We start from the raw sequence: 25,405 nt of genomic DNA, 5'->3' as shown, positions 1-25,405 counted from the left end.
TTTGTGCGGATACGACCATAGCCGGTACCACGGGGGGAACGCTATGCTAGAACGATTCAAGCAGGTCTTCGAAGGCCCCATGGACCTGGCCAGCCTGAGGAACAGATTGATCGATGTACTCGCATTGTTCTTCGTTGTCATCTTTCCCATTACCTCCATCTTCTTTTTCCCCTCCTACGTCGAGCAGAAACTGTATTTTCTTGTCGTCATGGATATTGTCATATGGACCGCGTTCCTCATCAGAATTCTGCTGCCCTCCCTCGGATACCATATACGCAGCATAATCTGGATTGTCATTCTCTATGTCATGACCACCTCCTTTTTAATATACCTGGGGCCGAATTACGCCAGGGTCGCATGGATGATCCTGTGCATCTCCATGACGGCTATTTTCTTCGGGTCACGGGCAGCCCTCGGGGCGACGATTTTTAACGCGCTGCTGCTCCTGGGCTTGTTCTTCATTATTGACGACACGAACCCGGCATGGGCTTCGGTTCACCGGGATGGCATAACAACGTGGGCCATATTCATCACCATGCTGAGCCTTATCTCCCTCAGCATAGGGCTTTCCATCGGATACCTGATAGCAAGCCTGGACAAGTCACTCCGCAACGACCGGCTTGCAAAGGACGAACAGGCAGCCACGCTGGAGGAGCTCGAAGCCGCCATGGAAGAACTGCAGGCCACCAACGAGGAATTCGAGGCGCAGAACGAGGAGCTGATACGGTCGGAGCGGGAGCTGAGCGCCAAGGAAACCTTCATCAGGCGCCTCGTAGAGAACGCCCCGGCGGTCATATTCCGGTTTTCCCTCAAGACGAACGAGATGGAATTCGCCAGCCCCGGCTCCGTTGACCTGACAGGCTACACCCTGGATGAAACCAGGACAGCCGGCAATCTGTTCAAAAAACTTATACCGGTCGAATGGAAGAACACCCTGCAATCATACTGGAGGGATCTTTTAAAGGGAGCTCCCGCCGATGTGATCAGATATCCCATCATCCACAAGTCAGGCGAGATTCGGTGGATCGAGCAGCGCAACGTTATCCTCCACGATGAAGGGGGCGCTCCGGTCGGGATCGAGGGTTTTTGCACCGATATCACCATGCAGGTGGACATGGAGGAGGCGCTGCGGGTGAGCGAGGAGAAATACCGCAACCTTATCGAAAACATCAACGAGGTCATTTTCTCCCTTGACGCCAATGGGTCGTTCACCTATATCAGCCACGCCATAACGCGCCTGTGCGAGTATACGCCGGCCGAATTGGCTGGGAAAAATTTCCTTTCATTCATACACCCCGACGACATTCCCACATTGACCACCCGTTTCAAAGAGCTGTCGAACAACATACGCCTCCCCCTGGAATACCGTGTCATTAGCAAATCTGGCCGGGAGCGGTGGGTCATGAGCTTCAGCAGTCCCATCATGTCGAACGGACAATTCGAGGGAATCACCGGGATCCTCACCGACATCAACGACAGGAAAGAGGCGGAAGTCGAGCGGGAGCGCATGCAGAACCAGCTGATCCAGGCCCAGAAGATGGAGGCCGTGGGGACCCTGGCCGGCGGCCTTGCCCACGACTTCAACAACATGCTGGGCGGCATCATGGGGAGCCTTGACCTGATAAGCCTTCTCCTGAAAAAAGAGGAAATCAGGCAGAGGGATGCCATCATGAATTATATCGAGACGGCCCACGATTCGTCCCGGCGCGCGGCGGACCTCACCCGGCGCCTTCTCACCCTGTCGCGCAAAAAGGAACTTCGCCTTGCGCCGGTGGACATCAACAAGTCCCTTGCCAACGTGCTGAACATATGCTCCGGGAGTTTCCCGAAATCCGTAAAACTCGACTTCCAGATGAGCGAGGGGGAATTACGGATCCTCGCGGATTCGACACAGATAGAGCAGGTCCTTATCAACCTCTGCCTCAACGCCTCCCAGGCCATGACCATCATGAGGCCGGCAGAAGACCGCCAGGGCGGAACGCTCCTTGTCGTGGCGAAGCCGTTCCGGAGCGGGAAGGATTTCCTCGCGGTCCATCCGGACGCGCGGCAGAACACCGACTACGCGATGATCCAGGTGTGCGACACGGGCGTGGGCATGGAACCCGAAACGAAGAAGCGAATGTTCGAGCCCTTCTTCACCACGAAGCAGAAGGATTCGGGCACGGGACTGGGCCTGGCGATGGCCTACGGTATCATCAAGCAGCACCATGGCTTCATAGACGTTTTCTCGGAACCCGGCATCGGCTCCACCTTCACCGTGTACATCCCCCGGGCGAGAGAAGGAACGGCGGATATTCCCGACGAGAAGGAAGAAGCCATCGTCCCCGGCAAGGGCCTCATCCTGGTGGTGGATGATGAAGAGGCGATCCTCCGCGTAGCGTCGGGGATGCTCGAGCAGTTCGGATACCGGGTGTTGACCGCAAAAACCGGAGCCACAGCCATTGATATCTACAAGAAGGAATACAGGCGCATCGACGCGGTCATCCTCGATCTTTCAATGCCGGGAATCTCGGGACTGGAAGCCTATGAAAAGATGAAACTCGTTAATCCGGCCATCAGGGCGCTCCTCACATCCGGATTCATGGAGGACGAGCTTCTGGCCTCCTCCCGGGAAAAGGGGATCCGCGGCTTTGTGCAGAAACCCTATTCCGCCGAGGAGCTGTCTCGGAAAATTAAGGAAATACTGGAGTGACAGTGTTAACCAGGGGTTTAAACCCCTGGTTATTTCACCGATCCCTTGAACTTCTTGATCTCGGGCTTCACGCCCTCGATCTTACTCCGGGACTCTTCCTGCTGCCGGCTGACCCCTTCCTTCGCCTCGGACCCGGTTTTATCGGAGATGACCTTCAGCCGATCCACGTTTTCCTTGTCGCGGGCCTTCTGATTTTCAACGTTTTCCTTGTCTATCGCCTTTTGCCGCTCCACAGATTCTTTATTCTTCTGGCGCTGGTCCTGCACGGCTTTCCGGATCTCCTCGCGCTTCTTTTCAAAGCGCTCGCGGATATCCTTCTTCATATCCTGGAAGTTCCTGGAGATATCCTCCATGAGCCTCCGGTTTTCCGCTGACAGGTCCTTGACGACCATGTCCTTGTCTTTCTCGACGGTTACCTCTTTATTATCAGCCACCTCAACCGTTCCCTTGGCAGGCGAAGCCTCGTTCTTAACGACAACGGTCCCGTTCAGGCAAGCTACCAGGCCCTTTCCCTTATCCTCCGTAACCAGGAACTCGGTGCCGCGCACGCCCGCCGTTGTCGTGGGAGTGCTGACCTGGAACTGGTCGTTTCTGGCGAGCTTCTTCGCCACCTTGGAAAAGACCTTTCCATTGGTTATGCGGACCTGCGTTTTCTCCGATTCATCCTGCGTGTTAACGACAAGTTCGGTAATCTCGACAACGCTGTTTTCCATTATCTTAATGGCATTCTCATCAAAATATATATCGATGGATGATTTATCGCCTGTTTCGATTTTCATGCCTTTCTTCACCGTGTCGCCCACCCTGGCCGGCGCCTTTTTCCCGCCGTCAACGATCGAGACCGTGCCGGTGATGAAATTCACGATACCCTCACGCTCGACCTTCTGTTCTTTCTTGCAGCAGAGTCCCGCCGCCAGGAGCAATACAAAAGCCACGCATGCCAGTCGTTTCATGGTCCCCTCCAATTTTAACGCTAATAACAGTATGCATTACTAGAAAGGGACCGAATAAAAAAGTCAAGAATAAATAGCTGAGGGGATTCTTATGGCTGCTTTTAACGAGTGCCAGGGAAAGCCCTGACAGGAAGCAGCATGAATCCTTTAATTACATTAAAAAACGTAGGTTCCCGATGCATAATACAGATAGTGCTTCCGGAACTCGGAAAAATCAGACGCCCTGTTGTTGAATATGACAGCTCCCATCATGCCCACAGTGAAATCGAGGTTCTCATAGGCGTTTATCTTCAATGTGGGACCGAAGAAAATGCCCCGTCCCTGGATGTCGCCGATGACAAAGAGTTCGCCCCTCACCAGGGGATGGAAGTCATAGCCGAGGGCCACTGCCGCGTAATGCTGGTTCACAGTGAGGGGCTCGTTCGCCAGCTCGAGGTAGGTCCTCTGGCCCCGGTTCAGATAGCTGTATGATCTGATTGAGGCCTTGATGCTTTTGGCGCCGTAGCCTTCCATCGGCTGTCCCCTGCGCCGTCTCATCTCGTCATAGGCCAGCGCAGCGGTGGAATATCCGTCGCCGAGCGTTGTGGCCTGACGGATCCTGTCCCTGGCACTCATCCGGTCCAGGGCGCCCATGCCGTAGGCGATCGAAGCCGCCTTGAGGTCCCTGTCATAATTGAGCCCCCTCTGGTTATAGAAATATTCCACGAGGAAGAACAGGCCGTTCTTGAAGGTGTACTCATACCCGCCGTTGGCCTGAAAAAAGACCTTCCGCCGGTCATGGATCGAGGCTGCGGCGCTGGCCCGGACCATGCCGTCGAAGAGAATGGCCGCCACGTCGAAACCGACGATGCCGCGGCGGGATACATACCCTCCCATGACTGCGATGTCCGCTTCACCGGCCGACGTTTTCACCCGGGCCAGGTAGTTGCAGTCCCGGAGGTTGAAATGCTCGATCTCATTGCCGCTCTTCTTCAAATCCGCAACGGCGGTGATCTCGGTCTTGTCGTTCGGATAGAAATCGAGCTTCACCGCATCGGTCCCCTTCTGCTCGTCGCCTCCCTCCACAAATGTCGGTGACACCGGGTTGAGGATGTCCAGTGGGTTCCAGAGCTTCCCGCTTCCGAAGCGGATCTGCTGCCGCCCCAGGGTCAGAGCAAACCACCCGGCCGCAGCCTTCACCGTGGCGCGATGCGCTTTAATTCGGCAATAGAGATCTTTGCCCCGGTAGGGCTCCCAGGCGAGGGTGAGCAGGTCATTGTACTGCGACTGGCGCCAGGCCGATGTGAAGTCGCGGCTCCTGCCGTAATTGCTCGCGATCAGCTCATTATCCAGGTCAACCCTGGCTGTCAGGGCTTCACGGTAGGTGAATTCCGGCGAAAGCCGCAGCCGTGTCATATCCGCGGAGAGATTTTTCGATCCCCGGGACAGTGGGTCAGAGCCCAGATAGTTATCGGTGCGGTGGAACTGGTACAGGTTCTTTACCGTGCCCCCGAACTTGAAGCGCGGTTTTGTGCTCTCCTCGATGGCATTTTCGTCATTAGAGGCTCTGACCCCGGCCGACGCCGGGTCAGCGCCGGTATCATGGGCAGGGGTCAGAGCAAAAAGAGGCCCCTGGACGGTATCCAACCCGCTAAAGAAGGTCCCGGCTGTCATGGACAGGGCAATGATACCGATAACTATTGCCCTGTACCAGGGTGTCATCTCCGCTTCCCCTTTTTTCGGACATCTGACGTTATCGTACCGTCGGTGATGCTGACCAGCCTCTCCGCACGCTCCATCACCATCCGGTCATGGGTCGAGAAGATGAAGGTGATCCCCTTCTCCCGGTTCAGGCCGTGCATCAGGTCAAGGAGGCCCGCGCCGGTCTTCTGGTCAAGGTTCGCCGTGGGTTCGTCCGCCAGAACAATGGCCGGCTCTGACACGATGGCCCGTGCCACTGCCACTCGCTGCTGCTGCCCGCCGGAGAGCTCCCGCGGCAGGCGGTTCATCTCGCCGGAGAGGCCCACATCATCGAGGACCCGGGCGGCGCGGCCGCGGCGCTCCTCCCGGCCGACGCCCTGGAGGAGCAGTATGTACTCCACGTTCTCAATGGCCGTTAGGACCGGGATAAGGTTGTAGGCCTGGAAGATGAAGCCGATCCTGAGGAGCCTCATATCGGAAAGCTCCCGGGCCGACATCGCCGTCAGGTCGCTCCCTGCCACGGTGACCCCGCCGCTCGTGGGCAAGTCAAGGCCGCCGATGATATTCAGCAGGGTCGTCTTCCCGGATCCGGACGGGCCGGCGATGGCCGTGAACTCACCGCTCTCGACGGAGCACTCCACGCCCCGGAGAGCGCGGACCGTAAGTCCGTTAGATTCGTAGTCCTTTACAAGGTTTGATATTGATATTATGCTCATATGTGATACCTCTTCATTTATCTAAATAAGCCCCCCTCTGGGGGGTTGGGGGGCTAACAGAGAATCATATAAAATGCAGCGCCTCCAGCGGTTTTATGCGCGCCGCCTTCAGGGCCGGGTAGAGCGACGCCCCCAGTGCCGTGGCGAAGACCATGACCGCGGCGATCACGATGTCCTTCAGGCGCACCACCGGGTAGATGGTGCTTCCCGCTCCCCAGGCGCGCAGGGAATCGGCGACAAAGGAAAGGTCCAGCCCGGTCTGTCCCAGGACCAGCACCAGGGGAAGGGACGCGGCGATCCCGGTTGCCAGGCCCGCGAGGCCCAGGCTCCCGGCCTCGAACAGGACCATGAAGACGATCTGCCCGGGCCGCGTGCCCACGCACTTCATCACGCCCAGCTCGTGGAACCGCTCCATGATCGACATGATGAGCGTGTTGGCCACGGAAAAGATGATGGTGATGAAGATGATGGCCATGAAGATCATGATCATCATGTCCTGAAGTTCCAGGGCGCTCACCAGGCTCGGCGCCATGTCCTTCCACGAGAGCACCTCGAGGTCGGGGCGGCCGATGGCGGCGGCTATACCGCCTTTCATGTCGTCGGCGCCGTCCCGGTCCCGGCCGATGATCATGATCTCTGATACGGCATCGTCCAGGCCCGCGATCTCCTGGAGGCGGCGGATCCCAACGAACACGGTGTGGCGGTCGAAGTCGTCCGAGGGAGACCGGAAGAACCCGGTCACCGTGAGGCCGACGCCGGCGATACCGCCCCTGCGGTCCTGCATCATGAGCACCAGCCTGTCGCCGAGGTTGCAGTCAAGGACCTCCGCCAGGGACCGCGAGATGAGGACCCCCTCCTCCGACGGATCTTCGATGAAGGAGCTCCCGCCCGTCTTCTCCATGTAGGAGTAGAGGCTCGTCGTTTTCCGCTCAGCCGCGGGATCGATCCCCACTATCATGACGCTCCGGGCCGTTTCGCCGGACCGCGCCATGCCCTGAACCTTGACCCGGGGCGCCCAGGATAGGACCGCCGGGTTTTTTCTTACGGCGTCGAGGACCGCGCGCTCCGGCGGAAAACAGAGCTCGACCTTCATGGAATCATGGAATCCCTTCCGATGCACGGCCACATGGCCCAGCGACGTGTTAATGGTGTTCTCCACGAGCTGCCGCATAACGCCGTTCATGAATCCCACGGCCAGGACCATGGCGAAAATGCCTATTGCTATCGATGACATGACGATGAGGGAGCGGCGCTTCTGGCGCCACAGGTTCCGCCATCCCATCATCATGAAAGGCTTCAGCGCGGTAAGTGCTTTAATGTATTTCATCGGTCTGTCCTTTTCTCATGGTATTCAATGGTCTCCCGTCCTTACAGGTGCCGAATGGCGTCGATGGGTTTCAGCGCCGCTGCCCGGCGCGCCGGCATTACGGTGAAGACCAGGGCCAGGACGAACATGGCCGCCGACGTTGTCAAAACATTGACCCATCCCAGCTTTGCCGGGAACACGTTCGTCACCACGCCCATGGCGGTCATCCCCTCCTGGTGATCGGAATACACGATCGGGTTCACCGTGAAGTACCAGCTCACCGCCGACCCCAGGGCCGCGCCCAGGACGATCCCCATGGCCGCGATGAGGGCCGACTCCCACAGGACCATGCGGAGGAGACGCCCGGGCGACGTGCCGATGGCGAGCATTACGCCGAGCTCCCGGGTCCGCTCGTACACGGACATCTGTATCGTGTTCAGCACCCCGAAGGATACCACCGTGAACAGTATGAAGTAAAATACCCCGGCCATGGCCCGGTCAATGGCGGTGTGCTGCACCAGCTCCGGCATAAGCTCGTCCCAGCCCATGATCTCGAGCTTCCGCGTGCCGATGGAGCCGCGGAGACGGTCCCTCACCGCTTCCATGCGCGACGGGTCCGCCAGTCGGATGGCGATGGCATTGATGTAGCCCATCATCTTGAAGGTGTCCCGGGCCTGATCGAAGGGCATGAGCACCAGGGAGCGGTCATAGTCGGGGCTGCCGCTCATGAAGAGCCCCGCCACGGTGTAGTTTTCCGAGGCGATGGAGCCGTCGAAGCCCTGGGATATCATCGAAACCGTGTCTCCCACTTCAGCGCCCAGGTTCTTGGCCAGGATGTGTCCCATGACTACGGTCCGGTCGTCGCCGTCGGCGAGGAACCTGCCGCCCTTCATGACAAAGCGGTGGAGGACGCTCACCCCTGTCTCCCGGGCAGGCTCGATCCCCTGGATGGCGGCGCCGAAGGTGGTCTCGCCTTTCGAGAAGAGACCGGCGGCGTGGATCCGCCTGCTGAAGCAGCGGATGTCGCGGTCTCCCCGGAGCTTTGCCAGCATCGCATCGTCCGGCCTGAAGGCGTAATCGATGCTCGACTCCTCCTTCCAGAAGCCCTTCTCGTGGATCTGGATATGGCCGGCGTTCAGGGCGATGGCGTCCTCGATCATCTGCCCCTGGCCGCCATCCTGCCAGGCCCTCATGAAGATGATCATCGAGGACCCGACCATGATGGTGAGGAGCGTGAGGACGGTGCGCCGCCTGTTCTTCCACAGGTTGCGCCACGCCAGGAGGATCTCGATGGACCGGTTCCGTTCCTTCATGGCGGTCATCTCCTCTTCAGGTTCTGGATCGTGAAGACCGAGTCGTCGATGGGGATGTCGAAGGAGGCATTCCTGATCTCCATGAGGGTATACTCCTCGACGTCGCCATCGTCGCTTTCGCGGCGCTTCTTCATGGTGGTCATCCTGTAGGTGACGGGAATGACGCGCCCTCCCATCTCGCGGAAATTACTGAACGAAAGGACCTTCTTCAGCTTCCCGTGCTGGTCGTAGTACTCGAGGCGGACCGGCAGGCAGTCCGCCGTTCTCGCGTAGGAAACGAGGGACCCCCACACTACCGCGGCGCCCTGCTTCGGCTTCATGGTTATCCAGTGGCACCGGTGGCCGTCCACGGTTTTCGTACCGGCGAGGGTGTGATGGTAGTCCTCGATCATGCTCGATTCCTTCACGATGTCGTCGTTGGTGAAATCGGACCCCATCCACGACTGGAGCATCATGGAAGGATGGATCTTTATCTCCTTGCCCACCCGGGGATTGTACTGCCACATGAGACGGTCCCTGTTGACCATGAGGAAGCGGTTGCCGGCGTCGGCCTTCGGCGCCAGGACCTCGGTGAAGGATTTCCGTATAATCCTGTTCTCCCAGTTCTTCACCTTGAGGGTGCGCGTCCACCGCCTCGTCTTGATGGTCATCTCGCACACGGCCACCTGGGAATTGCCGCGCATCGCCTTCTCGGATTTCTCCACGATCTCCTTCGCGGTCATGGCCGCAGCCTCGACGCCGCTGAAGGCGACGATGGTTATGAATGATATGATAATGGATTTCTGTGTCATAATGTACCCCTGCTATAACATCTCCCCCTCCCAACCCTCCCCCATCAGGGGGGAGGGTAATCGGGTGAGGTTTAAAAGGCCTCCTTGATGAAAAAGTAATAATTCGGCTCCAGGTTCTCGTCCACGCCCACATCGAAGCGGAAGTTGATGTGCTCTCCCTTGTCCACGGTGAAGCGCAGCCCGCCGCCCCAGGCGTAGCGAAAATAGTATGGATTGATCTCGTCAAGACGCGGCGCCACCGTGCCGATGGAGCCGAAGACGACGCCGCCGATGCGCCACACGATGGGGAAGCGGAATTCCGTCTGCCCGATGAGACAGACCTTGTCCATGTACCGGCCGTCCATGTAGCCGCGCATCCTCTCCATGCCGCCGATCTGGGGCATCAGCATAAAGGGCACGGTGCCCCAGTTCAGGCGCGCGCTCAGCTGAAAGCCGAGGACCAGGTCCTTGTAGAGCTGCACGTAGGGCCGGAAGTCCAGCTCAAGCCTGGTGAAATTGTACTCGCTCCCGAACTCACGGCGGTACGCGATGACCCGCGCGTCCAGGTAGAAGCCCCGGTGCGGGTAGAAGGTGCTGTCGCGGTTGTCGAAGACGATGTTGGCGCCGAATCCGGATGCGATTGTGCCGTCGCTGCCGGGGATATGGAACGTGGAAAGGAGCTTCCCCTTCTTCTTGTACCATGTCTCCACGTAGGACCCATGATAGATGGGGCCCATGTACAGGTTGTCGACTACCTTGAAGAGGAACGCCGGCTGGCCGTCAATGCTCACCGGCGTGTATTTTTCCTTCATGTAATCCTTAGTGTCAGGCCCGACGCCCCAGAAATCCTGGGGATACTTGGCGCCGGCTATGCTGAAGGTGAGTTTGTATCTATCCTTCTGGAAATAGACCGTGGAATCGAGCTTCAGCGCCATCTGGTTCCGCAGCGTGTAGGTCCCGCCGATGGATACCTCGTCGAGCTTGCTCGTCGGGTCCTTGGGATCAGGGTTATGATAAAAAACCAGGGCAAAGGCCAGGGCGCCGCTGGTGTCCGGGGAGTAGAAGGGAAAGCCGAAGGGGATGACGCCGTACTTTTTCTTTTCCTTTCCGACCACGCCCTGGGGCTCGGTGTTTTTCTTTTTTTCCGGCTCCTTCAGGGCCGCGACTTTTTTCTTCTTCTTGTCATCACCTTCATTCTGTTGGGCCATGGCGGCAGCGGGGATGCAAATCCCCGAAACCAGCATCAGAGCCAGAGCTATACCGCGTATCATTTGATCACCTCTTCCATTTTACATCGTGCCGTGACCCTGCTTATTGAAGCACCGGATTCCACATATTATAATTCTTTCCGGGCCAGGCATTGATCAGCATAAACTATAGTTTAAAACAAATGTTTAAAACTATAGTTTTAATATATTAAACAGGTGTTTAAACGTCAAGTGCTGAAGTGAAAAAAATAAGAAAAAATGTATTTATCTTATAGAAAAACAGAGAGAAGCCTATAAGAGATCAGCAAGATAACTATCATTTCGACGAAACCCGGCATTTCGGGTTGAGGAGAAAACTCAATTAAAATGTATAATTTCCGGGATTTTCTCACCGCGGCAATCAGGGTCTGGAATGACAAATAGATAAAAGTAAAAAGACTAGAGTATTGATATGGATGATCAATCAGGAGATATCCTAAAAATACATCTTAACCAGCCTTCTGATATACATTTCCAGCCAGGCCTGGTCCTTGAAGTCAACGCCCGTGTAGTCGCGGAAGAGGCCGGGAAACACGATGGGGAAAAAGACCGCTGACCAGAACTGGGTCATCTCGATCTTGCACTGGTTCCCTTTTTTCTTGTCCATGCAGGAACTAACGGTCGTCTCGAACTTATCCAGGAAAGCGCTCACGCCCTTTGCAGATAAGGTCTTGTAGTTGTTGTTCACGAAGGCTTCATAGAAATGGATCTTCACAAGGTTCGGATACTGCAGGCCGCCGGCCATGAAGTGGCGGAGAAACTGTTCCAGGGCGGTATCGGGCGATTCCTTGTAATCTTTGAGGAAATCGTCGATGTTCTCATCAAAACCGGTGTAAATGGTCTTCTGGAACACCTCGTCAACGAGTTTCTCCTTGGAGCCGAAATAGTAATTTATGGCAGCCACGTTGACGCCGGCCTCTCTGGCTATGCGCCGCACCGTGAGATCATGAAGGCCATGCTTCTCGATGCACTCGATGGTGGCACGGATAATCCTGTCGCGCATTGTAATATCGTCTTCTTTTTTTCCCGCGCCCATATTGTTGTCCTGGTCAGCCTTATGATTTAAACACTCGTTTAATTTAATTCCCGGCCGTGAGATTGTCAAGAAAAAACATGGACATGGGGATTATGCAATCGACGATCGAAGGCGAGGATGCGCATCCTCGCCTTCGATCGTCGGGCAAATTATCTATTGACAAAAAGCGCGCCCGGTTTATGACACAGGCAGACACCAGATGCAGGAATTGCTCCATGAAGAAACTGAACATCGCAATCATAGGCTTCGGCACCGTGGGGGGCGGGCTCTACCGACTCCTCGAAAAAAACGCAGGCGTTATAGCAAGCCGCAGCGGCATTGATATCGCCGTCAAGGCTATCTGCGACGTCAGGACCGACCATGTGAAGAAAACCGCCCCCGGCGCGGCCATCCTTTCCGACTGGAAAGAGATCGTGAAGGATAAATCGATCGACATTGTCGTGGAGCTTATCGGCGGCATCGAGCCGGCCAAATCGATCATCATGGAGTCGCTGAAGAACGGCAAGGGCGTGGTCACCGCCAACAAGAAGCTCCTGGCGGAGGAAGGGGCGGCCATCTTCGAGGCTGCCCGCTCAGGCCCCGGCCGCATCGGCTTCGAGGCTGCCGTCGGCGGCGGCATCCCCTGCATCCTGGCCCTGCGCCACGGCCTGGTGGGGAACCGGGCGCGCTCCATCATGGGAATCCTGAACGGCACCACCAACTACATCCTCACCATGATGCGCGAGAACAACATGCCCTTCCCCGACGCCCTGAAGGATGCCCAGGAAAAGGGCTTCGCCGAGGCGGACCCGACTTTCGATATCGAGGGATACGACGCCGGGCACAAGATCGCCCTCCTCGCGATGATTGCCTTTAACAAGGCCATATCCTACAAGGACATCCGCATCGAGGGGATAACCCGGATCAGCAAGGCCGATATCGACTACGCCCGCGACATGGGCTACGTGATAAAGCTCCTTGGAATCGCCAAGGACATAGACGGTAAGATCGACATACGGGTCCAGCCCACCATGATCCCCGAGGGCCACCACCTGGCGTCGGTGCGCTACGAATACAACTCCATCATGTTCGACTGCGACATGACCGACCCCGTGATCCTCACCGGCAGGGGCGCCGGCGCGGCCCCCACGGCCTCGGCCGTGCTGTCCGACATCATCCAGATCGCCCAGCAGGGAGCGGCGTACCAATCGCCCCTGGTGACCGACGGCCACGCGCTCCTCATCGAGCCGGGGAAGCGGATGTCCCGATACTACCTGCGTATGCAGACCGACGACCGGCCCGGCATCCTGTCCCAGATTGCCGGGGTCTTCGGCAAGCATGACATATCCATCGCCTCCGTGATCCAGAAGGAGCTCCACGCCGAGCACGTGCCCCTCATCTTCATGACCCACGAGGCCGAGGAGGCGGGGATGCTGCGGGCCCTGGAGGAGATCAGAAAATTTAACTTCACCCACGGCGGCGTCATGCTGATACGGGTTGAGGATTCCATTTGAGTTGTTGCAAAACAACTCAAATGCGCCTGCTGGATGCAGGCGCATTCGCGCAGCGAATGCAAGAAATCGCGGGTCTCCCGCGATTTCGCCACGTTGCAAAACTCCAAGGACGGAGTTTTGCAACAAGTCAATTGAGCGGAGGAGAGCAGAAATGAGCGACTACCGGGCCGTGTTCCGCTGCATCGCCTGCGGCGAGGAGTATCCCCTCGACGAGGTGGTGTACGAGTGCAGGAAATGCGGGAACCTCCTGGAGGTGAGCCACGACCTGGCCATGCTGTCGAAGCAGAGCGGCCGCGAGTGGCGGCGCCTCTTTGACAGCAGGAGGGGCACCACCGAGTGGCCCTTCGGAAGCGGCATCTGGAGCAAGAAGGAATGGGTAGTGCCGTCGATCGACAACGAAAACATCGTGTCGATGTTCGAGGGGAACACCAACCTGTTCTGGGCCAAGCGCTTCGGCGCCATGCTCGGCATGGACGACCTCTGGATCAAGATGTGCGGCAACAGCCACACCGGCTCCTTCAAGGACCTGGGCATGACCGTGCTCGTGTCCGTGGTGAACGACATGATGAAGCGCGGGAAGAACATCAAGGCCGTGGCCTGCGCCTCCACCGGCGACACCTCCGCGGCCCTGGCAGCCTTCGCGGCCTACGCCGGCATCCCCTCCATCGTGTTCCTCCCGGCGAACAAGATCTCCACGGCCCAGCTGGTGCAGCCGATGGCGAACAACGCCATCGTCCTCTCCCTGGACACGGACTTCGACGGGTGCATGCGCGTGGTCCGCGAGATCACGAAGGACAACACCATCTACCTGGCAAACTCCATGAACTCACTCCGCATCGAGGGGCAGAAGACCATCTCCATCGAGATGGTCCAGCAGTTCGACTGGGAGGTGCCGGACGCGGTGATCATCCCGGGCGGCAACCTGGGGAACGTCTCGGCCCTGGGGAACGGCTTCAGGATGATGCTCGACCTGGGCCTCATCACGAAGAAGCCGCGCATCGTCCTGGCCCAGGCGCAGAAGGCGAACCCGCTGTATCTTTCCTATCTGAACGGATTCAAGGACTTCAAGGCGATCACGCCGCAGAAGACACTGGCGTCGGCCATCCAGATCGGCGACCCGGTGTCGGTACAGAAGGCCATACGGACACTGAAGGAGTTCGACGGCGTGGTGGAACAGGCCAGCGAGGACGAGCTGGCCAACGCGGCGGCCCTGGCGGACCGCACCGGCACCTACTCCTGCCCCCACACCGGCGTGGCCCTGGCGGTGCTGATGAAGCTCATTGACAAGCAGGTGCTCTCGAAGAAGGACCGCACCATCGTCATATCCACTGCTCATGGCCTCAAGTTCTCGGAGTTCAAGGTCGGCTACCACGAAGGGACACTGGCGGACGTGGATTGCAAGTACGCCAACAGGCCCATCACCCTGCCGCCGGATATCGGGAAGATCAAAGAGGCCCTGGAGCGGGAATTCGCGGCGCGGCAATAGAACGCGTCATTTAAAACAGAACCATCGAAGGTCGAAGCAGCGGTGAGAGTTTCAAAAAACTCGGAAAAAATTTTTGCCCGGGTGACACTTTATCGCGCCGGGCGTGTTTAATTATCAGCCCGCGCAGGCGGATGAATGGTGAACCGGCCCGATAAGAGGTGTTTTTTTATCAGGAAAATAGTTGACGATGCGTGGTCTTCTCAGTATAGAGGACCCTGATTCTGCAAATCGAAATAAATATATACAGCTATCATTAAATGAAGAAGTTAATTACCTTAACAGTCGCAGCCATCATCCTGGCCATGGCCTCTCTCCAGTCAGCCCATGCCATCGGCATTGCCCTTAACCGCCAGGACAATCGTCTCGACATGCCCGTCCCGGGGGCGACCTACGGATCTCTCTTCAACCGCCTGGTCGACCGCATGGTGGGCACCAAGGTTATCTTTGACACGGTCGTCGCGAAGGACCGTCTTTTTAACTATCGGCTCAGCATGGACTGCGAAAACTCGACCGTACAGAAAGATTATATCTTCGGCAGCCTGTCCTATGACACCAACAGGCTCACCATATCGAACACCTTCGGTTTCGGCTTTTTCAGAACGAGCCGCCTGAGGCTCTGGGCTGGTCCGCAATTCGCCCTCTCCTACGAGTTCAAGAGCAAGAATAATACGATTTACGATCCTGTCATATACAACAAGATCGGCCCTGTGGTGGGACTGAATATTCATACCGGCAATGAAATAACCTTTGCCATTGAAATGGGGTTCAGGGCCGGGTTCGGATTCAACCTCTACAGATCGCCATCCAATGTGTTGCTGGACTCAAAGCCGGAGCCTATCGCCTCGATAAAACTGATCTTCAGGGCATGGGATTTTTTCTATAAGACCGGGGTATAGCTCACCGCCGCCAGCTCGAAAATGGCCCGCTCCGTTCCATCAAGGGGCTGAACGCCCGAGAATGGACTTCATCTTGGACAGGATCCTCCCGTTGAGGCGGGCGCCGTCTAGGAGGCCCCGGTACAGGTAGAGGGAGCGCTTCGCCACCAGCTCGTCCCCCGAGAGGGAATCATCGTCTTCGTCTATGTCATAGCCCTCGGTGATGGTATGGACCACGCGCTGGATCGTGAAGCTGATCATGTCCTTGGCCCCTTTTTTCGTATCCAGAACACGGTCCGTCTCTGCGAGCTTTTTCAGGAGGTAATCGACCTTGCCCTGGTCCCCGGCATTGCCGCCGCCGCTGTTTTTGTCCTTCATGAGGCCCAGGAGCTGCTCGGAGTATCCCACCGCCCTGTCAAGGAGCGGCAGCAGGGCCTCGATCTCTTCCTGCACGGCTCCGATCCTGGCAAGGAGCTTTCCGCTCCCCCCGCCCTGTCCCGGTACAGACAAATTGAACAACTCGTCTATGCGGACTTCGATGGCGCCGGGCGGTTCCGCAAGGTCTATGTCGGCGGCCGCGACATGGTTCACGCCGGGAATCAGGGCCCCGTCGCAGGTCGCGTTGACGAGGCCACGGTCCTCCCGCTTCTGGAACCAGGTGAGGAATATCATCATCTTCTGGTTCGTGTGCACCGTTCCGCCCCCGATCCCCTTCACGAGAATCTTCGGCAGGGCCGTAAGCTGAAACCGGTTGAACATTTCCGGCGTGTAGAGCCTGCCGGTGCGGAGGTGCACCTGCTCGTCCAGGTACGACCCGCGGGCGTGGGCGTATCCACCGGTGAAGGCCAGGTCCTGCCCCGCGAGGTACACCGGCTTCGCGCCGAGGCGCCGGGCGAAGTCATAGGCATTGGTCGACACGGACCCTCCATGGGTGATCTCACCCTTCTCCCCGGAGAGTCGCTCGATCCACTTCATGAGCTCAAAGGCGACGCCGGTCATGGCGACGCGACCCTTGAAGAGGCGGAACACCGAGGGATGCACCGTCGGGTCCGCGATCAGGACCGTCCTGCCGGGAGCCGATCCCTCGAAATAGCGGGCGTTTATCGCCTGGGGATCGACGACGATGCAGAAATGGGGCTCGATCCCTTCCTTCATTAAAATGCGGTACGACGTGTCCACAGCCACGATAACGGCCCGGTCGCGGTTGCGCCTGATGAACTCGAGGCTCCGGCGGAGCGACGGCCCGGCCGCGACGACTATGGCAGGCACATCCCTGAATTTATCAAAGAAAATATTCGCTCCGGGCGCCCTGATATAGGCGCCGATGTTCCGGGCGATGTTGGAGGCCCACACCTTTTCGAATTTCGCCAGGGTGGCTATGTTCACGTCCTTCGTGGAAAGATAGGAGCGCACGACATGCTGCAGGTTGCCGTAATAATCCTGCTCCGCCTGGAACGAGCCGCGGTGGAGGATGAGGCTCGTGCGGCGGGAGGATTTCCCCTTCAGCGCGCCTGCGATGACGTCCTCGTTCGGGTCGATGAGGATGAGGACGCGCTCATCGCCCAGGAGCGGCCCCAGGTCCCTGCATTCCATGGCCCTCCTTATCATCAGGGGGCTCTTCTCTATGACCAGGACCAGGGAATCGCCCCCCATGCCGCGGAGGAGCTCCTCCACGTGGTAGCCGAAGCCGAAGCCGAAGACGATGAACAGGTCAAAGGCGGCGGTGTCGATCTCGCCGATGAACCGCTCGGCCTCCTTCACGGGATCGAACTTGCTGTGGATGAAGAGTCGCTTCCCCTCCTTCGAGAGGGCCGGGACAAAGCCTCCCAGCTTCGTTTCCACCGCCTCGATGGAGCCGTCATCGGCGGCGGCGGCGACAGGGCCCTGAATATCGGGAAAACGCCGCTTCAATACGGCCATGTTGCCTTCATAGTGTCCCATGGAATATCTATCGTATGAACCGCCGTGAAAGTTCAAGGAAAATATTGTCCGTGCGGGTCAAACACGGATTGTTCATGGGGAGGGGGGCGTAATTCCATCCCTGAAAATCATTGACGATTGGTTCCGGCTATAGTATTATTATAGCCATACGCTCCCATATGCAAATGGAGGCGGTTCCCTGCGGCATCGATGTCATGCCGCTCGCGGCTCATGGAAAAACATGTTCATTTCTTGGCCGTCTGAAGGAATCATACGAGCATCAAAGGATCGGTGGATAGTGAGATGAGTTTCCTTGACATGAAGACGGTGGTCTTCGCCTTTCTCATATACAATATACTCATTTCAGGCATCCTGGTTTCTCTCTGGATCCAGAACAGGAAACGCTATGACGGCATCTCCTTCTGGCTTGCCGACTATATCCTTCAGGCGGTGGCCCAGCTGCTTATCGTCCTGCGGGGGTATATCCCCGATTTTATTTCGATGGTCATCAGCAACACGATGGTCATCATGGGCATCATCTTATTTTATATCGGCCTGCGCCGTTTCGCTGGAAGGAAAGGTCGCGAAGCGTGGCTCTATCTGTACATACCGGCTTTTATGGCAGTGCAGGCATATTTTACTTTTTTCATGCCCTCCATTACATTCCGCAGCATGAACACCTCGGCGGGCATTCTGGTCTTTTCTCTGCTCAGCTCCATCCTCATGCTCAGCATACCCCGCAGGGAGCTGAGGCTGATTGGACGCGGCACCGGCATAGTCTTTTTGCTCTACTGCCTCGTTGCTTTGTTCAGGATCTTTTTCCTTATACTTGTTCCCCAGGGTAATGATTACTTTAAAGCCGCTCTCTTTGATGTGCTGTCCATCTTCGTCTTCATGATCCTCGGGGTCATGCTCACCTTCGCCCTCATATTGATGATAAACGGCCGCCTCCTCCTGGAGATCCGCGGCCTTCTCGGCGAAAAAGAGCTCCTCCTCACGGAGGTGCATCACAGGATAAAAAACAACATGGCCTCAATCACTTCGCTCCTTTCCATCCAGGCGGACATGTCGGACAGCGAATCGACGAAGGAGGCCCTCACGGCCGCAAAGAACAGGACCTATGCGATGATGGATCTTTACGACCGGCTCTACCGGCAGAGCGAGTATGATTCACTCAGCATTAAGGACTATATTATATCGATGGTTTCCGAACTGCGCGCCGCCTATGACGCCGACGGGACCGTCACCATCGATGTTGATATTGACGATATCATTCTCAACACGCGTCAGCTGTTTCCCCTCGGCATTATCATCAACGAGCTGGTCACCAATGCCTTCAAGTACGCCTTTGACGGCGTCGATGACCGGGCCATTCTTCTCTCCCTTCATAAGCAGGCGGACAGTTCACTCACGATCATGGTTTCAGACAACGGGTCCGGGAAGAAGAATAGTCAAAGCACGACAGGAGGCTTCGGGCTCATCCTTGTCGAATCCCTCATCAAACAGATCGGCGGCTCATATTCTGTCACACGCGACCGGGGAACGCGGTATACGATCACCATCCCCGGTGAAAAAAAATAATGGTTTTATGATATAAAGAGTTTGACACGGATCATGGTTATCCTCAATGTGAATTTGTGTTCACATTGAGGAGTTATGGCGGAAACATATACTGATACGGAGACCCGAAAAGAGCAGATTGTTGACGCCATTATGAAAATAATGGCGTCTCAGGGCATGGTTGGTCTTACGGTAAAAAACATCGCGGAGGCGGTCGGGATCGTTCCGTCAGCCATTTACAGGCACTTCCCGGGAAAAGGCGACATGATAGACGCTACGCTGGCCCAAGTGCGCAAAACCATGGCCGCCGCCATCGCCAACGCAAGAGTTGCGGGATCCGATCCCCTGGACACGCTCCGCATCATGTTCGAGACCCACGTGGATTTCCTTTATAGCACGCTGGGAGCGGGGAACGTGTTCATTACAACGGAGATTGCGTCGCACTTCCCGGAAAAAAGAAAAGCCATCATGGAAAACATGAAACTCTTCCATGGAGAGATACGCAGGACCATCGCCAGAGGCCAGGAGGCAGGGTGTATACGGGACGATCTTGGCGCAGACGAGCTGACCGGTATCTATACAGGGCTCTTCATGGCGCCGGTCATGATGCATAATCTTGCCGGGAATAAAAAATCCGCGGCGGAATCAATCAAGAAAAACTGGGACACTTTCCTGCGTATAGCAAGGTCATGATATCTATCATTATGAAAGGAGCAAACCATGAAAAGCGCCGCCAGACCCTTCAGCGACGAATACGCCCCGCAGGTCATGGGGATATTCAATTACTACATTGAAAACAGCTTCGCCGCATTCCCGGAGCAACCCCTGCCCGTTGAGGCCTTCGGAATGATGAAAAACATGTCAAAGGACCTGCCGGCCCGCGTCCTTGTCGACGAGGATGACGGCGGGAGGTGCATCGGCTTCGGCTTCCTGAAGGCCTATAACCCGATGCCGGCCTTCAGGAAGACAGCGGCCATAACATGCTTCATCGACAGGGATTGCACGGGTAAAGGCCTCGGCAGGAATCTCTTATCCATCCTTGAAGCGGAAGCGAGGGAGAAGGGAATCACCTCGATCCTCGCCGAAATCTCATCGGAAAATCCCGGCAGCCTCAGGTTCCATGGGGCGAATGGCTTCAGGGAATGCGGAAGGTTCGCAGGCATAGGCATGAAAAAAGGAAAAACATTCGACGTGATCTGGATGCAGAAGATCCTGGCAGGCTGACCCTGGCGCCATGTTAGCGCACGCCCAGGGTCCCCTGTGCGCCATATTTCGTGAAGAGGCGCCCCCAGGGAGACTCTTTGAGCCACCGCTCGTAGATCTTCTTTTCACGGAAGGGCCAGTGAAGGACATCGTGGTAGAAGAAGGAATAAAAATTTCCGAGGTACAATATGGGGGGCCGCGTCAGGATCCCCTGCAGGAATCTCGTTGGCCCGAACCAGGTGACATCGGCGACGCGCCGGTGAAAGATCTTCTGCACCCTGAAGCCCCAGTTCTCGTTGATCAGATCGGCATCCCCGACGATCTTTATGTCACGGGGATCGCCCACTCCGAGCCCCGCGTTATGGGCGAGGTTGATGTACTTCAGCTTCATCGGATCGAATCCCATGATCTTGGCCGCCACCGCGTCGATGGCGACCTGGTCGGCGCTCGCCAGTATCACATCCTTTTGAAACGGCGTCATGATGCGGGGCCCCCCGCCGTTGCCGGCGGTGGTGCCGTCCATGACGCAGAAAATGCCCGGGTGGATCTCCTTCTGGATGGCGAGGAGATCGACGAGGGTCTCATGGATGTAGGTGTGCGTCTGGTGCCGCTTGTGGTTCAATAGCCCGCCGAAGGCGTTCTTCATGGCGCCGGTCGTTTCTGTATAGATATGGCACTTCGCCGTCGGCAGGTGGAGCATGTTCTTGCCGATGAAATAATCCGGTATTCGTATGGCATTCCTGTAGATCTTGTTCAGGACAAGCATCTTCGCCTTGGGCTTGTACAGGACCCACTTCATGTCGGTATCCTTGAAATTGAAGAGAACCTCGATGTTATAGGCCTTGAAAATCGGGGGATACAGGTTCAGCCGCTCCCCCTTGTAGGCGTTGGTGACCTCGGTCTTGTTCTGGACGCACACGATCTTCCTGAAGCCGTTCTTCTGAAGCGCGGCGATGGTGCCCTCGAGCTGCCACGGGGTGGTATTTGCGGAAGGAAAGGGATAGTGCCAGCTGATATTGTCCTTCAGGATGGTCGGGATAGAGGGATCGAGATGCTTCGCCCCGTCCGCGAGCTTGAACAACCGCTCATGATCGTCCAGAACGGTTTCCGGTTTTGTCCGGATTATCGCAACCTTCGATTGTGCCATAGATTTTTCTCCATTAATTGAGCAGTCATGACGGCATCGGCCCCGGCCCTTGACCGGGCCGCTACTTCCCCATCAGGACCGTAGGGGCGTCGAACCCGAGCGCCTCAAGAACGCGTTCCTGAAAGAGCTCGGGCCGCTCCACCACCGGGTTGTGCTGGCTTTCCGGTATCGAAACCACCGACAGATTGCTGAAAAGGTCGTCGACGATGGCGCCGAAAGTGGCGGCGGGGCCGAAGGTCTTCCCGCCGGAAACGTATATGGCCGGGACATCGGAGCGGTATTTTTCCTTGTACTTGCCGAAGTTTTTCGAGTAGACGTAAATGGCCTTCAGAAACCGGAGAGCGCTCTTGGTATGGGTCCGCGTGAACCCCTCCCAGGTGTATTCCCATCCGTTGTTGCCGTTGGTCATCTGCAGCGGCATGTAGTTGTTGAGCAGGTTGAAACCGGTGCGGGTCTTGAAGAGAAGATGGTACAGAATCCAGCTGATACCCGGCACCAGGAGGAGCCGGTACACCTCCGGGAAAAATTCGTAAATCTCCACCAGGACCAGCCGCGAGAGGAGCCGGGGATAGACCCGGGCAAATTCCATGACCACGTTGCCGCCGAGGCAATTGCCCACCATGACGGGTCGGCGCAAACCGAGGAGCGTGATGAACTCGCGCGAAAGCTCCACCAGGTCTTCTATGGAAAACTTATTAAGCGGCGAACTGTCGCCGTATCCGGGCCAGGCGGGACGGTACACCGTGAAATAGCGGGCGAACGCCTGGTGGCACATGGCGAAGGTGTCCTCGTTGCCGATCCAGCCGTGGTGGAATACCAGGGGCGGCCCGTCGCCGCTCACCTTGTAGGAAAGGCGGATACCCTTCAGGTCAATGAATCGCTGCTCCTCTCCCTCCATGAATTGCGGAGGCAGAGTGGTTTTGAGAGGACGTGCCGGTTCTGGCATAATGAAACCTCGTCGGTACGGTGTATTAGTTATATCAGGCCAAAAAATGGAAAAGGGATCTTCCCTGCGATCATGGCCCCGGGTGACGGCGAAAAAGGCTATTTGTCACAGGCGCGTATAAAACAAAGAAATTCTGTAAAAGCATTCCGCGCCGTCAATCCACTTATATGAAAAAAAATGAATTATTTGTTAAGAACACGGGTGTTATTTTAACAACCGTTAACCATAATGGACATTATGTTGCCCCGATAACAATAAAACCGGTTCCAAACCGCTGAAACCTTGAAAAGCTGCTGATTCGCTTTACGTACAGAGAGCTTCTTCTTTGCATCAATCCCAGGAGATGTCGACGCCGCGATCTCCCCCCGCTTCTATGATTCCGTCTATGGCGAAGCGTTTCAGCCTGATCGATTCTTTCGCATCTTTGAACTGCAGGCCGTTCATCATGTCTCCGCAGTTGATCGGTTCTTTATAATCATAGTCTATGATGACACTGCCGTCCGGTTTTTTCGACCAGGTCCCGCCGAGGAAGGGCATATCGCACTGGGCGCCGAATCTGTTCACCTCTTTCACAGTACCATCGGATTTAAGGGTTATCCTGTTGTATGCCTGGCCCATGTTGCCGGAAGACGCAAGACCGAAGGAAAATGTTTTGAACTTCGGCATCTCCTCCGCATCCGCTATGGTGAAGGGCTTGAAGCCGAGTTCGGCAATGCAGGTATCGCTGAATTTCGATCCCCTGTAGACCTCCAGGATCTCAAAGACAAAGACCTCGCCGGCGACAGGCTCCTTCAGCCTGAACCTCTGCACGTCCGGCTTGTCCGCGAGGTCAAAGAGGACCGCCTTCTTCTTGTCCGCGGTCATCCTGATTTTCTTCACCCGGCTGTTCAGCGGGAAGTATTGCCTGAGGCCGAAGCCGTTCTTGATATACACGTCCTTAACAGTTTGGGCGGAGCCGTAGGTATAGGTGAATTTCGAGCCGATGCCGTCGCCGGCGGCTCCCTCGCACCAGGATGCCCAGGTCCCGTCCGCCAGGTGGTAAGGGTGGTAACGCCTGAACTGATCCTTCACCTCGCTTGATGCTGTTATTGAATTCGGTTTTTCCCAGGGGGCATATTCGGCGAAGAGTAGTATCGTCCCCATCGGTGCGATGATCAACGCTGCGAACAGCAGCGGCGCCGCGGCCGATTTTATGAAACCTTTTATTCGCTCCATGACAATACCTCCACCTTGGTAATCGCGCGCATTCTGAAATTATGTTTTCCATTCCGACAGGCTATGGGGCTGCCTGTTAATAATCCACAGATACAGCTCTATGGCAATTATTTTTTGAATCGTTTTTCGCTCCGTGGAATGCCTTACAATCATACATTCGCCCCCGGTGTTCATAGCCGGAGATGTCCGGGACATGCCCGCGTCAGCTGCCTGCGGCTGATTCTTCGCCGAATTCCCTGCCGAGAGACTCCGCAAGGTTCACAAGGCCGTCGGAGTTTTCCCTGAGCTTTTCCGTGTTCTGGGTGCTGTTCTGGACAAGCTCGTTGGTGGTCTCGATGGAGCGCGCCACCTCGTTTATCGCCACCTGCTGCTCCTTCATGATGTTCTTGATGAGGTCCGATTTCCTGTTCACGTCGGAGGCGCTGTCGTCCATGGTGTCCCGGAGGGACTTCTGGTTGTTTATTTCATCAATAATGCCCCGTGAATGCTGCTGCAGCGCTCCGGACTTGTCGGCCAGGAGCCTGAGGAACGTCACGATGTCCCCGATGATCCTATTACCCGATTCGGCGTCCTGCTTGTTCTTCGTGATGAGGTCCGTGATCTGCTTCAGTTCGTGGGCCGAGCTGTCGGCCAGCTTCGAGATCTCGTCCGCGACCACCGCGAAGCCCCTGCCGTGGTCGCCGGCGCGGGCCGCCTCGATCGAGGCGTTGAGGGCCAGGAGATTGATCCGGTCGAAAAAGTCGTTCATGATCGACGCGATGGAGAGTATGTCCTCCGAGTTTTCCAGCAGGGTCTTGTTCGTCTCGTCCAGGGACGCCGAGGAGCGCTCCCCCTCCTTCACGTGGGAGGAAAATTCAGCGAAGAGCGAGGATATCTTCTCGCCGTACTCGTTCATCTTCACGATCGATTCCGAGAGCCGGTGAATGATGTCGATCAGCTTCAGGATCGACTCGTTCTGCCCCTGCGTGGCGTCCGCCGCGTTTATGGACCCGGCGGAGATCTCCTCTATGGTGGCGGAAAGCTCTTCCATGGACGCTGCCTGGTTCTGGGAATTGCTCGAAAGGGTCTGGATAGCGCCGTTCGTCACCATGACCGACTCCTGGAGGTTGTTTGACGTCGCCTTGATCGTCTGGAGGAGATTGGATATGAAGCCGATCTGCTTGCTGTTTTTCTGATTCTCCTCCCTCATGAGCCTGATGACGCTGGTCATGGTCTGTATGATCATCATGGATATGATGTAGGTGACGATGGTCCCGGCCACGCAGTCCAGGTAGGAATTTTTAATTGTGTCCATGAGCGCTCCCTCGAAGGAATTCCTCAGGGCTACAAAGGCCGCTGTCTGACATGCTATGAAATACAGGGTTAACACCGTTACGATGATCCTGGTCGAAAAAAGCGCCCCGATCACGATGATCGGCATGGAGAAATACGCAAGGGCAAAGGTCGCATGGGGCGCCAGCATATATTTACCGGCAAGGCCGAGGCCCACCACCAATCCATAGGAGATGATGGAGGCCATGGCCCCCCGGTGCAAGTTGCCGTTCAGGACAAAAATAATGCACAGTAGCGCGCCAAAGCTGATGGTGCCGGTAAAGGGCAGGTACTCGACGAATCGCTGCAAGCTGATGAACATAGACCCGATGGAAAGCAGGACCATTAACCCGAGGAGAATCACGCTCCAGAAGAAAATGAGCTCGGCCTTCTTTTTGATCAGCAGATCCTGGTCTTTGAATTTTACTTCGATGCGCTTTAGGGCGATCTCTTTCAGTTTCATGGCGATTATCCAAACCCATAGTGGAAAATAGTTTCGGCACCGGTCATGCGACAACCGCTAGAACACCATGTTG

Annotated in this window: 20 protein-coding genes; 7 read left to right on the top strand and 13 right to left on the bottom strand. The window is 56.6% G+C overall.

The window, feature by feature from the left end; genetic code table 11:
* The first annotated feature begins 43 nt into the window (after positions 1-43).
* A complete protein-coding gene (locus KA369_13410) occupies positions 44-2,692 on the top strand; it encodes a PAS domain S-box protein (protein ID MBP7736969.1) in 2,649 nt (882 codons plus the stop codon).
* A 29-nt stretch (positions 2,693-2,721) separates the two neighbouring features.
* Here KA369_13410 and KA369_13405 read toward each other — a convergent pair whose 3' ends face one another.
* The 8 genes from KA369_13405 to KA369_13370 form a co-directional block, all read right to left on the bottom strand.
* Entirely contained in the window at positions 2,722-3,645 is a 924-nt protein-coding gene (locus KA369_13405; GenBank protein MBP7736968.1) for a FecR domain-containing protein, read from the bottom strand.
* 156 nt (positions 3,646-3,801) lie between these two features.
* Positions 3,802-5,346 (bottom strand): hypothetical protein, encoded by a 1,545-nt coding sequence (locus KA369_13400; GenBank protein ID MBP7736967.1) that lies wholly within the window; start codon positions 5,344-5,346, stop codon positions 3,802-3,804.
* Positions 5,343-6,041: an ABC transporter ATP-binding protein gene (locus tag KA369_13395; protein ID MBP7736966.1), complete on the bottom strand. Its 699-nt coding sequence runs from the start codon at positions 6,039-6,041 to the stop codon at positions 5,343-5,345. The genes KA369_13400 and KA369_13395 overlap by 4 nt, the downstream gene beginning before the upstream one ends.
* Positions 6,042-6,105: 64 nt before the next feature.
* On the bottom strand, positions 6,106-7,368 hold the full coding sequence (locus KA369_13390) for an ABC transporter permease (GenBank protein MBP7736965.1): 1,263 nt from the start codon (positions 7,366-7,368) through the stop codon (positions 6,106-6,108).
* A 41-nt stretch (positions 7,369-7,409) separates the two neighbouring features.
* Positions 7,410-8,660, bottom strand: coding sequence for an ABC transporter permease (locus tag KA369_13385; GenBank protein MBP7736964.1), 1,251 nt, complete (start codon positions 8,658-8,660; stop codon positions 7,410-7,412).
* A 5-nt stretch (positions 8,661-8,665) separates the two neighbouring features.
* Positions 8,666-9,451: an outer membrane lipoprotein-sorting protein gene (locus KA369_13380; protein ID MBP7736963.1), complete on the bottom strand. Its 786-nt coding sequence runs from the start codon at positions 9,449-9,451 to the stop codon at positions 8,666-8,668.
* A gap of 71 nt (positions 9,452-9,522) precedes the next feature.
* Positions 9,523-10,701 (bottom strand): BamA/TamA family outer membrane protein, encoded by a 1,179-nt coding sequence (locus KA369_13375; protein ID MBP7736962.1) that lies wholly within the window; start codon positions 10,699-10,701, stop codon positions 9,523-9,525.
* Between the two features lie 412 nt (positions 10,702-11,113).
* The gene (locus KA369_13370) at positions 11,114-11,713 is read right to left on the bottom strand and encodes a TetR/AcrR family transcriptional regulator (protein MBP7736961.1); all 600 of its coding nucleotides are present in this window, start codon (positions 11,711-11,713) and stop codon (positions 11,114-11,116) included.
* A 215-nt stretch (positions 11,714-11,928) separates the two neighbouring features.
* Between KA369_13370 and KA369_13365 the strand changes: the two genes are divergently transcribed.
* From KA369_13365 to KA369_13355, 3 genes are all read left to right on the top strand, one after another.
* Positions 11,929-13,206 carry a homoserine dehydrogenase gene (locus tag KA369_13365; GenBank protein MBP7736960.1) on the top strand — a complete coding sequence of 426 codons (1,278 nt, stop codon included), beginning with the start codon at positions 11,929-11,931 and terminating at the stop codon, positions 13,204-13,206.
* 151 nt (positions 13,207-13,357) lie between these two features.
* A complete protein-coding gene (gene thrC, locus KA369_13360; GenBank protein ID MBP7736959.1) occupies positions 13,358-14,692 on the top strand; it encodes a threonine synthase in 1,335 nt (444 codons plus the stop codon).
* 257 nt (positions 14,693-14,949) lie between these two features.
* Positions 14,950-15,588 (top strand): hypothetical protein, encoded by a 639-nt coding sequence (locus KA369_13355; protein MBP7736958.1) that lies wholly within the window; start codon positions 14,950-14,952, stop codon positions 15,586-15,588.
* A 39-nt stretch (positions 15,589-15,627) separates the two neighbouring features.
* Here KA369_13355 and KA369_13350 read toward each other — a convergent pair whose 3' ends face one another.
* Positions 15,628-17,508 (bottom strand): motility associated factor glycosyltransferase family protein, encoded by a 1,881-nt coding sequence (locus KA369_13350; GenBank protein MBP7736957.1) that lies wholly within the window; start codon positions 17,506-17,508, stop codon positions 15,628-15,630.
* 282 nt (positions 17,509-17,790) lie between these two features.
* Here KA369_13350 and KA369_13345 point away from each other — a divergent pair, with 282 nt between their 5' ends.
* From KA369_13345 to KA369_13335, 3 genes are all read left to right on the top strand, one after another.
* Positions 17,791-19,068 (top strand): sensor histidine kinase, encoded by a 1,278-nt coding sequence (locus tag KA369_13345; protein MBP7736956.1) that lies wholly within the window; start codon positions 17,791-17,793, stop codon positions 19,066-19,068.
* Between the two features lie 75 nt (positions 19,069-19,143).
* A complete protein-coding gene (locus KA369_13340; protein MBP7736955.1) occupies positions 19,144-19,740 on the top strand; it encodes a TetR/AcrR family transcriptional regulator in 597 nt (198 codons plus the stop codon).
* Between the two features lie 27 nt (positions 19,741-19,767).
* Entirely contained in the window at positions 19,768-20,271 is a 504-nt protein-coding gene (locus KA369_13335) for an N-acetyltransferase (protein MBP7736954.1), read from the top strand.
* A 13-nt stretch (positions 20,272-20,284) separates the two neighbouring features.
* Here KA369_13335 and KA369_13330 read toward each other — a convergent pair whose 3' ends face one another.
* From KA369_13330 to KA369_13315, 4 genes are all read right to left on the bottom strand, one after another.
* Positions 20,285-21,397 (bottom strand): DUF362 domain-containing protein, encoded by a 1,113-nt coding sequence (locus KA369_13330; GenBank protein ID MBP7736953.1) that lies wholly within the window; start codon positions 21,395-21,397, stop codon positions 20,285-20,287.
* A 61-nt stretch (positions 21,398-21,458) separates the two neighbouring features.
* Positions 21,459-22,343 carry an alpha/beta hydrolase gene (locus tag KA369_13325; protein MBP7736952.1) on the bottom strand — a complete coding sequence of 295 codons (885 nt, stop codon included), beginning with the start codon at positions 22,341-22,343 and terminating at the stop codon, positions 21,459-21,461.
* Positions 22,344-22,673: 330 nt separating this feature from the next.
* Complete coding sequence (locus tag KA369_13320; GenBank protein MBP7736951.1) at positions 22,674-23,558, bottom strand: hypothetical protein; 885 nt, start codon at positions 23,556-23,558, stop codon at positions 22,674-22,676.
* A gap of 202 nt (positions 23,559-23,760) precedes the next feature.
* On the bottom strand, positions 23,761-25,332 hold the full coding sequence (locus KA369_13315; GenBank protein ID MBP7736950.1) for a hypothetical protein: 1,572 nt from the start codon (positions 25,330-25,332) through the stop codon (positions 23,761-23,763).
* Between the last annotated feature and the right edge of the window lie 73 nt (positions 25,333-25,405).

This window comes from Spirochaetota bacterium, from assembly GCA_017999915.1.
Taxonomy (GTDB): Bacteria; Spirochaetota; UBA4802; order UBA4802; family UBA5550; genus RBG-16-49-21.
This window is presented reverse-complemented; position numbering and strand designations above follow the sequence as displayed.